Origin of the sequence: Rhodoferax sp. (genome assembly GCF_025354435.1) — a bacterium.
Classification (GTDB): Bacteria; Pseudomonadota; Gammaproteobacteria; order Burkholderiales; family Burkholderiaceae_C; genus Rhodoferax_B.
Genome location: NZ_JANXMU010000050.1, coordinates 129907 through 141318 on the forward strand (window position 1 = coordinate 129907; position 11412 = coordinate 141318).

Below are 11412 nucleotides of genomic sequence, written 5' to 3' on the forward strand. Positions count from 1 at the left end.
CCCGTTTACCAGGATGGACTCCATGAAAATTCGTACCGTCGCCTTCATCGCAGCTTTGGTTACCAGTGCCTGGATGGGCAGTGCCGCCTTGGCGCAAGGCTTTGTGTTTGGCACCTCGGAACCCAAGGCCGATGCGCCCGCGCCCGCCAGCACCAACAGCGCAGGCCGCAACGCCAAGGTCGAATCGGCCCAGCGGCTGCTGGCGCGCATGGGCCTGTTCCGGGAAGCGCCCAGTGGCAACCTCACACCCGCCACGCTGGAGGCCATCCGCGCCTTCTCGGCGCAGCACGGGCTGGCACCTACCAACCAGGTGACCGATGCCTTGCTCAACGCGATCCGTAAGGTGATCTGGCAAACCCAGAACTGGTCCGGCGGCAACTACAAGGGCCGCGAAAAACTGGTGGATGCCGCAGGCCTGCGCGAGGCACAGATTCTGCTGGGCAAGCTGGGCTACAACGCGGGCCCGCTGGACGGCACCTTCGGGCCGCAAACCCAGGTGGCGACCGAGGCGTTTCAGGAGTCGCAAGCCGTGTCGGTAGACGGTCTGATCACCGCCACCGTGCTGATGAACCTGCGCCGCGCCGTCAATGGCGTGGGCAGCAGCGCCAAAGACACGGTGCGCGTGCTCAACTGGCCTGACTACATCGAACCCAGCGTGCTGCAAGACTTCGAGAAAGAGTTCAAGGTCCGCGTGGTCTACGACATTTTCTCCAGCAACGACGACCTGCAGGCCAAGCTACGCGGCAGCGGCACACCGTATGACGTGGTGTTTCCCACCGCCAACGCCGTGCCCGCCATGGCCGCCAAAGGCCTGCTTGGCAAGCTCGACAAAGCCAGCCTGAAAAACATCGCCAACATCGACCCGCGGGTCGATGCGACCCTGCGCACCTGGGACAAAGACGGCGCCTACAGCCTGCCCTACATGTGGTACACGGTGGGCATCGCCTGGAACCCCAAGCTCACCGCCCGGGCCTACCCGGGGCGCGACATGGATTCGTTGACCAATGTGTTTGACCCCGAGGTGGCCAAACGCTTCCAGTCCTGCGGCATTGGTCTGGAGGACTCTGCCAGCGACATCGTTCCCCTGGCGGCCATGGCCGGTGGCCAGCGCAAATGGGATGGTAAAAATTCCACCGCCGCCGCTGCGCAGGTGTTGGAGCGCCTGGTGGGTATCGTCAAAATCATCCCCACCGACCAGTACATTGAAGCCCTGGCCACCGGCAAGATCTGCGTGGCCATCGGCTTCTCGGGCGATGCCGTGCAAGCCCAGGCCAAGGCCCGCGGTTCTGTGGAATACCGCGTGCCGTCCGACGGCGGCCTGCTGGCCATCGATGCCATGGCCATCCCCGCCAACGCCAAAAACAAACGCGAAGCGCACCTGTTCATCGACTACCTGATGCGCCCCCAGGTCATCGCCAAAATCTCCAACACCGTGGGCTATGCCAACGCCAATTCCAAGGCGGGCGAGTTCATGAGCGACAGCATCAAGTCCAACCCCGCCGTGGTGCCTACCACCACCTCGCTGAGCCGGTCCATGCCGATCCCGATCCTGTCGGAACAAGACCAGCAGGAAATTGCGCGCATCTGGGCTAAATTTGCCAAGTAAGTCCTCCTACCCGTGAACGACAAGCCCAACTACCTCGGTGCTTTTTTGAAGCACCCCAGTAACCTCACGGCCTTGCTGGCTGCGGGTTGCGCCGCCATCTTTGCCTCCATGCCGCTGGGCTGGGCGGGCTTGGGGCTGGTGGGTGCGGTGGCACTGGGCACCGAGGCGCTGGCCGCCCTGGCCATCCCCAGCCTGCCGTCGTTCAAAGCCTGGGTGGACCGCGAGCAGCACCAGCAGGCCCGCAGCCAGCGGCAAACCCGGTTGCTGGCCGAGCTGAACAACTACGGTGACAAAAAAGCGTTGGCCACCTACCAGCAGATGTGCAGTCGCGTGCAGGCCCTGTACCAAACCGCCGGGGACGCACGCACCACGCTCACCCACCAGGATGTGGACAAGCTGGAAGACCTCACCGTGGACTACCTGGGCCTGTGCGTGGCCCATCTGTCGCTCAGGCAGCGCAAGGACGGCACCAGCGAAGACGTGCTGGCCCAGCGCATCGCCGAGCTGCAGGCGCAATTGCAAACCAGCCGCCTGCCCGAAGACGAAGCGCGCCAGTTGCGCAGCGCCCTGGCCCAGTACACCGAATCCTTGCAGCGCTCGCGCCGCCTGGCGGTACGGCGCAGTGCGCTGGAGGCGACATTGGTCTCCATGCCCGACAAAATGGAAGAGGTGTACCAGTTGGTCATCACCTCGCCGTACTCGTCCGAAATGGGTCGCAAGTTGGAGGATTCTCTGGCGCGCCTGCGCATTGCCGAGGAGGTGGCGGCAGAGTTCGACACGCCAGAGCCGTGGGAATTGGAGCTGCCACGCACGGGCAAGCCTGCCCTCACGGCCATGGGCGCCGTTCAGCAAGCCGCGCGTGGACTCAAAGCCTAGACCCCCCATATCCCTTATTTTTCGTTTTAGCACTTCAACCGGAGCATTCCATGGCCAACAACGCAATCTTTGCCCGTCTGAGCAATCTGTGGACTGGCTTCATCTCCCTGTGGGTGTCCGACATCGAGAAAGAGCACCCCGAGATCGCCTACCAGAACGCTATCGCCTCGATGATCCAGAAGTACACCCAGCTCAAGGCGGCCACCGGGGCCATCATCGCCCGCCGCCAGGACATCACCGCTCGGCTGGAGACGGCAGAGCGCGAACTCGCCAGCGTCAGCGCCGACCTGGAAACTGCGCTGGCCACCAACCAAGACGACCTGGCCGTGGTGCTGATCCAGAAGAAAAACGCTCTCGACACGGCTCTCGCCGAGCTGCACGCCGATGCCACCCAGGCCACCGCCGATGCCGACAACGCCAAAGACTCGCTGATGCAGGTCAAAACCGAAATCGACAAGCTCAAGGCCGAAAAAGACCGCATGCTGGCCCAGATGCACAGCGCCCAGGCCCGCATCAAAATCCAGGGCCAGCTCGACGGCCTGTCGGTCGATGCCGAGGTGCAGGCCCTGGGAGCCGTGCGCGACCACATCAAGAGCCAGGTGGCGCAGGCCAGCCTGGGGTCCGAGCTGCACAACTCCGACCTGGATGTGCGCCTGACCAAGCTGCGCCAAAGCAGCGCCAGCGTCACCGCCAAGGCCCAGCTCGATGCCATGAAGCAGGCCCGCGCTGCCGCCCAAGCAGCGCCGACCAAAAATCTGTAAGCAATATGTACAGCCCGCCACGCAACACGCTGCCGCGCTGGGCGGAAACCCTGCGCCAGAAGTACCTGGCCGGGGAGGCTTCCACCTTTGTGCTGTACCGCAATGTGTTTGACAACTTCTTGGTCGGCGAGACCTTGCACAACCTGCAGTCCTTCCTGCTGGCCGAGCTGTTCAAGGACACCAAGAAGCACGTGGTGGAAGTCAGCCTAGAGCGCGGCATCCGCACCCTGAGCGGCCCATACACCCCCAATTCTGGCGATGCGCCCGAGCTCTTGTCCGCCCTGCATGCGTTAGAAAACCAGATGCGCACCGAGCAGTCCACCGCCGTCATCGTGCCCTATGCCGACGCACTGTTACCCGCAGGCGACCCCAGCTTCATGGCCCCGCAAGACCGGCAGATCTACCTGGCCTTCCACCGCTGGTCGCTGGACAAAAGCCTCACCACCGGCGACAACATCACCATCCTGGTGAGCGAGTCGCTCAACGCCATCAACCCCGGCCTGCTGTCCAACCCCAAGGTGGCGGCCATCGAAGTCCCCATGCCCGATCTGGCCCTGCGCCACAAGGTCATCGCCCACCTGGCCCCGCAACTCAGCGCGGCGCAAGTGACGCTGTTTTCCGAGCGCACCGGCGGCCTGCGCACCGTGCAACTGGCCAGCATTATGGCCAGCTCCGAAGGCCACGGCCTGAGCGAGCCCGAGCGGCGCACGCTGATCCTGCAACTGCTGCAGGGCACGGCCGATGCCGAGCAGCGTGCCACCACCCTGGCCACCATCACCGCGGGCATGACCCCGGCCGAGATCACCAAACTCATCGAGCCCGAAAAGACCTTGCCAGTGGGCGATGCCAACGAAGAAGTTCTCAAAGTCATCCACGCCCGCAAGCGCGAAATGATCGAGAAAGAATGCGCGGGCCTGATCGAGTTCATCGAGCCCAAGCACGGCTTGGAGGCAGTGGGCGGGCACGAGAACATCAAGCACGAGCTGCTGGCCATCGCCAAGAACCTCAAGGCGGGCGAAACCACTCTGACGCCCATGGGCCTGCTGGCCGTGGGCCCCATGGGCTCGGGCAAGACCTTTGTCATCAAGGCGTTTTTGAAAGAAGCCGGTTTGTCCGCTGTGGCGCTGAAGAACTTCCGCTCCAAGTGGGTGGGCTCCACCGAGGCCAACCTGGAGCGCGTGCTGGCCACCGTCAAGGCCATGGGGCCGATCGCGGTGATCATCGACGAAGGCGACCGCAGCTTTGGCTCCGGTGGCGGGGAGGGCGGGGACGACGGCACCAGCTCGCGCGTGATCGCCCGGCTGAAAGAATTCATGGCCGAAACCGAAAACCGCGGCCAGGTGCTGTTTGTGATGCTGACCAACCGTCCCGACAAGCTCGACAGCGACATCAAACGCCCCGGTCGGCTGGACCGAAAAATTCCGTTTTTCTACTGCGACTCGGCCGCCGAGCGCGCCCAGGTGCTGCAGGCCGTGCTGGCCCGCTACGGGGAAACCTGCACCGCCAGCGTTGAGGAGTTGCTGCTGCTCTGCGACACCCTGGCCGGGTACTCGAATGCCGACCTGGAAGCCCTGGCCCTGCTGGCCGTGGAGCTGGCCCGCAACCAGGCCAGCGCCCTGGATGCCGCCGTGCTCACTGCCGCGGCGCTTGACTTCATGCCGCCGCAAGAGCGCGACATGATCGAATTCATGGAGCTGCTGGCCGTGTCCGAAACCTCGCGCCGCAGCATGCTGCCCAAACGCTACCGCGACATGGCCGTGGCCGACATCCAAAGCAACCTGCTGGCCGCCAGACGGCGCGCGCTTGCCCGTTAAATCCAACACATCAGGAGACCACCATGCAGCCCATGTCCGACCAAAACCTCAGCCCTGCGCAAGTCACCCAGCTCACCCAGGCCATGCTCTCGGTGGCGCTGGTGGACGGCATCCAGCCTGCAGAGGCGGCCCTGATTGGCCAGTTTTTTGAAACCTCGCGCAGCGCCGACATGCCCAGCACCGCCGCCACCCTGGCCATGGATGCCAACGCCTTCGATGCCCACAGCCTGTTGCCGTGTGCGCCGGAGTTTGCCGATACCGTGGTGCTGATGTGCCTGATGGCCGCGTACGCTGACGGTGATTTCAGCAGCGCCGAGCGCGCGCATGTGCAAGCCATCGCCGCCGCCCTCGGCATCGGTGCGGCCCGGTTTGAACTGCACATTGCCCAGGTACGCGATGGGCTGGTGGGGGCCTTGTCGCACCTGCCCGACACCGCGTCGGTAGCCGCCGTGGTGCAAAAGCTCAACGCGGCGGACTGAGTTGCCCGTGCAGCCTGTGCCATTGGATCTTTGTAAAAAGGCATTTGCTGCGCTTTTAATAGCTGCTAGTGCAGGCGCTACCTACGCTACACCCACTTTTGACTTAATAAAGTCCAGCTACCGCCCCTCCGACACGCAGGTGCTCGACCGCCAAGGCGAGCTGCTGCAACGCCTGCGCACTGATGCCTCTGTGCGGCGCGGCCAGTGGGTGGCCCTGGCGGACGTATCGCCCGCCTTGCGCACGGCGCTGGTGCTGAGCGAAGACAAGCGGTTTTTTGAGCACAGTGGGGTGGACTGGCAGGCGGTATCCGCCGCGGCTTGGGCCAATCTGTGGAACCGCAAGACCCGCGGTGCGTCCACCATCACCATGCAGTTGGCTGGGCTGCTAGACGCGGATTTAAAGCCCGGCACGGGCGGGCGCAGCGTGGTGCAGAAGCTCGGCCAGACGGTATCGGCCCAGCAGCTGGAAGGCGGCTGGCGCAAGGACCAGATTCTGGAGGCCTACCTGAACCTGGTGCCGTTTCGCGGCGAGCTGGTGGGCATTGACGCGCTGAGCCGCACCCTGTTTGGCAAGGCCGCCCATGGGCTGGACGCGCGCGAGGCGGCCGTGGCCGTGGCCCTGGTGCGCGCACCGAACGCCAAACTGGTCCAGCTCACCCAGCGGGCCTGCGGCGTGCTGCAGGCGGTAGAGGCCAAAGCCGATTGCACGGGGCTGGACATGTTCACCACCGCCGCCCTGCAGCGCAAGGCGTTTGACACCAGCGAGGGCATTGCGCCGCACCTGGCCAGGCAGCTGGCGAAAGGCCCGACCGTCGTCACCACCAGCCTGCGCGCCCCTTTGCAGCGCTTTGCGGTGCAAACCCTGCAGCAGCAACTGCGCGAGTTGCAGGGGCGGCATGTGGAGGACGGGGCCATCGTGGTGCTGGACAACGCCACGGGCGAGGTGCTGGCCTGGGTGGGCTCCAGCGGCACGCTGAGCGCAGCCGCCGAGGTGGACGGTGTGACGGCACTGCGCCAGCCTGGCTCTACACTCAAACCCTTTTTGTACGCCGAGGCGATTGCCGAGCGCCGCATCACCGCCGCATCGTTGCTGGAAGATGCCAGCACCCACATTCCCACCGCAGGCGGCCTGTACATCCCGCAAAACTACGACCACCAGTTCAAGGGCTGGGTGTCGGCCCGCACGGCACTGGGCGCGTCGCTCAACGTACCGGCAGTGCGTACGCTGGTGATGGTGTCGCCCGATGCCTTCCACGACCAGCTGGTGGCGCTGGGTTTGCCGCTGAAGGAATCCGGCGGCTACTACGGCTATAGCCTGGCGCTGGGTAGTGCCGAGGTGTCGCTGCTCAACTTAGCGAACGCCTACCGGGCGCTGGCCAATGGCGGGCGGGCCAGCCCGACCACGTTCATGCCGAACCCAAAACCCCAATTCCGCCCCGCGCTGGACCCGCGCGCCGCCTTCATCGTCGGCGACATCCTGTCCGACCCGCTGGCCCGTGCCCGCACCTTCGGCAGCGACAGCGTGCTGGCCACGCGCTTCTGGACGGCGGTGAAAACCGGTACCAGCAAAGACATGCGCGACAACTGGGCCGTGGGCTACTCGCAGGCCTACACGGTGGGCGTGTGGGTAGGCAACGCCAGCGGTGCGCCGATGTGGGACGTGAGCGGCACCACCGGCGCAGCGCCGATCTGGGCCGCCGTGATGCACTTCCTGCATGCCCGCCAGCCTAGCCGCGCGCCCACTGCGCCACCCGGCGTGGTGCAGCAGGCGGTGGCGTTTGGCGGCACCGAGGCGGCCCGCAGCGAATGGTTTGTGCAAGGCACGCAGCAAAACCAGTTTGCTATGCATTCCGCAGCTACTTGTGTAGGTAGTACATGCGCTAGCGGCCTAAAAAGCTTGAAAAACCGCCCGGCCCGCATCACCAGCCCTGCCACCGGCACCATCTTCGCGCTGGACCCCGACATCCCGCCGAACCGCCAGCGGGTGGAATTGCAAGCGGACGGCGCGGGCCTGCGCTGGTGGATCGACGGCAAGGCCTTCGCCCAAGGCCCCTCGGCCCAATGGCTGCCCTGGCCCGGCCGCCACGTGGTGCAGATCCGCAATGCCCAGGGCGCGGTGCTGGACAGCGTGCGGCTGGAAGTGCGTGGGGCGGGGCTGCGGTAATTTGAAACAAAGAAAGTGTTCGCCATGGAGTTCAACGCCCTGTACCCCGAGTTTTTGGTCAGTGATTGGGCGCAGTCGCTGCGGTTTTATGGCGACACGCTGGGCTTCAAAGTCGAATACGACCGACCCGAAGAGAAGTTTGTTTTTCTGAGCTTGGGCGGTGCGCAGCTGATGCTGTTGCAGGACAACGCCAGTACGCATTCCAAGACCGGGGATTTGGACTATCCCCGGGGCAGGGGTGTCAATTTCTCCATCCGCGTGCCCCGGCTAGAGCCGATTGAGGCCGCGCTGGCAGGCATTGGCCATCCACTGCGCATCCCGGTGCGGGAGAGCTGGCACCGCGACGGGAGCCGGTTCCATGGCGAGAAACAGCTGTGGGTGATGGACCCGGATGGGTATCTGCTGCGGTTTGTCCAATCCCTGGGCATCTCAGCCGAGTGAACGTCAGCCCGGCTGGGTGCTGCCTTGGAACTGGCTGGGCGACTGCCCCACCGCGGCTTTGAACATGGCCGCAAATGCGCTGTCGCTGGCGTAGCCGCAGGCCACCGCGACCTGGCCCACGGGCACGCCGCGTGCCAGCAAGGGCAGGGCGTGGGCCAGTACCGCCTGTTGCCGCCACTGCAAATACGTGGTGCCTAGCTGTTCGCGGAACAGGCGGGCCACCGTGCGTTCGCTGGCCCCGAAATCTGCGGCCCAGGCGGCCAGTGTGGCCTGGCGGGCCGGATCGCGCAGCACGGCATCGCACAGGGCGCGCAGCCGCTTGTCGTGCGGCAGGCTGACGCGCAGGGTGTGGGTGTGGGCCAGGCCGATTTCTTCCAGGATCAGCAGCATCAGCGCGTCTTCGCGGGGGCTGGGCTGGGTGTCTTCCAGCGCGTGGATCAGCGCGCGCAGCAGCGGCGAGATCACCAGCATGCGGCAGCCTGCCCAGCCCGCTGGGGTGGCCGAGATATCCATGTAGACCGTGCGCAGGTGGGCGCGCTCCAGCACCGTGACGGCGTGCGGCATGTTGGCCGGAATCCACACTGCCCGTGACGGCGGCACGATGAAACTGTTGTGCTGGCCCGCATCGTTGGCCGTGACCTGCATCAGCCCGCTGTCGCAGTAGGCCAGTTGCGCCCAGGCGTGCTGGTGCGGCTCGAAGTGCGCGTCCACCGGCAGGGTGCGGGCGCGGCTGCGCAACGGCCGCTGCGGCGACGGGGCGAAGCCGTTGACATCATCTAGGTCGAGCGGTTTGATGGCGGGCTTGCGGGACATGGCAGTGTTTGTCTGAAATTCGCTGAAATGTGTCTTTACGCGGTATTCCAGAAGTCTAACGCCACCACTACGATAGCCGCATGACTACTGCCAGTACCCCATTTCCCCCAGCTCCTCCACCCCCCAGCCTGCGCCAGGAGGCCGGTGTGATCGGCCTGGTGGGTGGGGCACACATGATCAGCCATTTCAGCCAGTTGCTGTTGGCCCCGCTGTTCCCCTGGCTGAAGGACGACTTCCATGCCAGCTACGCCGAGCTGGGGCTGCTGATGAGCATCTTTTTTGTGGTGTCGTGCGGGGTGCAGATGGCCTCGGGCTTTGTGGTGGACAAGTTTGGCCCGCGGCCCATTTTGTTTGCCGGGCTGGCGCTGCTGGGGCTGGCGGCGTTTGGCTTTTCCATCAGCACCAGCTACGCGATGCTGGCGGCTTTCTCGGTGCTGGCGGGCATTGGCAACGGTGTGTTCCACCCGGTGGACTACACCTTGCTGAACCGCAAGATCAGCGCGCCCCGCCTGGGCCACGCCTACAGCGTGCACGGCATTACCGGTAGCCTGGGCTGGGCGCTGGCTCCGGCCATGCTGGTGCCGCTGACACTGGCGTTTGGCTGGCGGACTGCGTTGGCGTGCGCGGGGTCGTTGGCTTTTGTGGTGCTGGCGGTACTGTGGATCTACCGGGACAAGCTTGACTTGCCGGTACTGCCTGCGGCCAAGGCCAGCACCGTACAGCTGGAGGGCGGCAGCATGGGTTTCCTGCGCATTCCAGCGGTGTGGATGTGCTTTGGCTTCTTCTTTTTCTTCGCCATGGCCCTGAGCGTGGTGCAGGCCTTTGCCCCCGAGGCGGCACGCCAGTTGCACAACGTGCCACTGGACCTGGTGGCCCTGTGCCTGTCGGTCTACATGCTGTGCAGCGCGGGCGGCATGGTGTTGGGTGGATTCTTGGCGGCAGATCCGGCGCGCTGCGAGCGGGTGATTGGCGTGGGCTTTGGCATCGCCGCAGGCATTGCGCTGGTGCTGGGTTTTGCGGACGTGCCGGCCTGGAGCGTGCCGGTGTTGTTTGGGCTGATGGGTTTTGCCGCCGGCACGGGCGGGCCGTCGCGGGACCTGATCGTCAAGCGTGCGGCACCGGCCAATGCCACCGGGCGGGTGTATGGCGTGGTGTATTCGGGGCTGGATATCGGCCAGGCGATTTCGCCGCTGGTGTTTGGCAGCCTGATGGACCACGGGCAGTTTGCCGGGGTGTTTATCGGCCTGGCCCTGGTGCAGGGCGTGCTGATTGCCAGCGCCTTCAATGTGCGCAAGGTGCGGCGCACGGTTTTGGTGGCTGCTTAAATCCGGATGGGGTAGACCTTGGCACGTAAAAACACTGCCATTTAGTCTCAATTTGTTACAGAATGCCTGGTTGCAGCACAGTGCCAAGGCCCGCGAAGGGGGTGTCTGGAGGCATTTTTTGCTGCGTCAAGGAGTGACCATGCATTTCATCCAACGCCTACTCCGCGGGCTCTGTGTCTTGAGCCTTGTATCGGCCGCCTACGCCCAGAACCCCACCATCACCATTGCCGCCGAGGACGACTGGGCACCGTACTCGTCGATTAAGGCCGACAAGTCGGGGCCGGAGGGCTTTTCGCCTGACCTGGTGCAGGCGGTGTTCAAACTGAAAGGGGTGGATGTGAAGTTTGTGGCGGTGCCGTTTGTGCGCTGTCTGCAAATGGTCAAAACCGGCAAGGCCGTGGCCTGCTTTGACACCACCATCACCAGCGAGAACAAAGATGAGTTCTACTGGCACAAAACCCCGATCTTCGAAGAAGATCTGGCGATTTTTGGCTTGTCGGATGCCCCCCAATCCGGCTTGACCACCCCGGGGTTGGAAGGCAGCACGGTAGGTATCACCACGGGTTATACCTACCCCACCGATTTCATGCAGAACAAGAAAATTAAGAAGTTTGAAGCCAACTCCGATGACCATCTGCTCAAGATGCTGGTGGCCAAGCGGGTGCAGTTCGTCATTTTGAACACCATGCCGGGCATGCTGCGCATCAAGAACGATGCCAGCCTGAGGGGCAAGGTCAAGCAGGTGGGACTGATCAGCAAAGACGGCTTTTGGCTCAACTTCTCCAAGGTGCACCCCGACGGCAAACGCATGGCTGATATTTTTGAGGCGGGTTTGCTGGAGTTCAAAGCTAGTGGCCGGTATGAGAAGATGCAAGCGGACTTCAAACAACGGTTGGGGGTACCGCGCTGATGGGCTGACGGTACATCTAACTTCCCTCGTACCGGGGGGACACAGGGGCAGCAACCACGTGAATCGACACAGCATCCGATTTCGGCTTAAGGCAATGCTGAACAAGGCCATTCAAAATGGCTCTTCCGGGGTACTGATAACAAGAATGCGCCGAATCCGGCCAAAACGAGTCGTTTTCTAACCCCTTGGGGCTAGGTTCGCGGGCCTTTGGGCCCACTTTGCG

Annotated in this window: 10 protein-coding genes; 9 read left to right on the plus strand and 1 reads right to left on the minus strand. The window is 64.1% G+C overall.

Annotated features, from left to right (window positions below; translation table 11 throughout):
* The first annotated feature begins 22 nt into the window (after positions 1 to 22).
* Genes Q0T48_RS13820 through Q0T48_RS13850 form a run of 7 tightly spaced genes read left to right on the plus strand, consistent with a single transcriptional unit; the run spans position 23 to position 8141 of the window.
* On the plus strand, positions 23 to 1606 hold the full coding sequence (locus Q0T48_RS13820) for an extracellular solute-binding protein (protein ID WP_295957195.1): 1584 nt from the start codon (positions 23 to 25) through the stop codon (positions 1604 to 1606).
* 12 nt (positions 1607 to 1618) lie between these two features.
* Positions 1619 to 2482, plus strand: a complete 864-nt coding sequence (locus Q0T48_RS13825; protein WP_295957196.1) for a hypothetical protein — start codon at positions 1619 to 1621, stop codon at positions 2480 to 2482.
* Between the two features lie 50 nt (positions 2483 to 2532).
* On the plus strand, positions 2533 to 3243 hold the full coding sequence (locus Q0T48_RS13830; protein WP_295957197.1) for a PspA/IM30 family protein: 711 nt from the start codon (positions 2533 to 2535) through the stop codon (positions 3241 to 3243).
* Between the two features lie 5 nt (positions 3244 to 3248).
* The gene (locus tag Q0T48_RS13835) at positions 3249 to 5057 is read left to right on the plus strand and encodes an ATP-binding protein (protein WP_295957198.1); all 1809 of its coding nucleotides are present in this window, start codon (positions 3249 to 3251) and stop codon (positions 5055 to 5057) included.
* Between the two features lie 23 nt (positions 5058 to 5080).
* The gene (locus Q0T48_RS13840) at positions 5081 to 5536 is read left to right on the plus strand and encodes a TerB family tellurite resistance protein (RefSeq protein WP_295957199.1); all 456 of its coding nucleotides are present in this window, start codon (positions 5081 to 5083) and stop codon (positions 5534 to 5536) included.
* Between the two features lie 58 nt (positions 5537 to 5594).
* The gene (gene pbpC, locus Q0T48_RS13845; RefSeq protein WP_295957211.1) at positions 5595 to 7700 is read left to right on the plus strand and encodes a penicillin-binding protein 1C; all 2106 of its coding nucleotides are present in this window, start codon (positions 5595 to 5597) and stop codon (positions 7698 to 7700) included.
* Positions 7701 to 7724: 24 nt separating this feature from the next.
* Positions 7725 to 8141 (plus strand): VOC family protein, encoded by a 417-nt coding sequence (locus Q0T48_RS13850; RefSeq protein ID WP_295957200.1) that lies wholly within the window; start codon positions 7725 to 7727, stop codon positions 8139 to 8141.
* Between the two features lie 3 nt (positions 8142 to 8144).
* On the opposite strand, the gene Q0T48_RS13855 is transcribed toward Q0T48_RS13850, so the two are convergent.
* Positions 8145 to 8954, minus strand: coding sequence for a helix-turn-helix transcriptional regulator (locus Q0T48_RS13855; protein WP_295957201.1), 810 nt, complete (start codon positions 8952 to 8954; stop codon positions 8145 to 8147).
* 80 nt (positions 8955 to 9034) lie between these two features.
* Here Q0T48_RS13855 and Q0T48_RS13860 point away from each other — a divergent pair, with 80 nt between their 5' ends.
* Together Q0T48_RS13860 and Q0T48_RS13865 are read left to right on the plus strand one after the other, a co-directional pair.
* Positions 9035 to 10279 (plus strand): MFS transporter, encoded by a 1245-nt coding sequence (locus tag Q0T48_RS13860; protein ID WP_295957202.1) that lies wholly within the window; start codon positions 9035 to 9037, stop codon positions 10277 to 10279.
* 139 nt (positions 10280 to 10418) lie between these two features.
* The gene (locus Q0T48_RS13865) at positions 10419 to 11189 is read left to right on the plus strand and encodes a transporter substrate-binding domain-containing protein (protein ID WP_295957203.1); all 771 of its coding nucleotides are present in this window, start codon (positions 10419 to 10421) and stop codon (positions 11187 to 11189) included.
* The last annotated feature ends 223 nt before the right edge of the window (positions 11190 to 11412 follow it).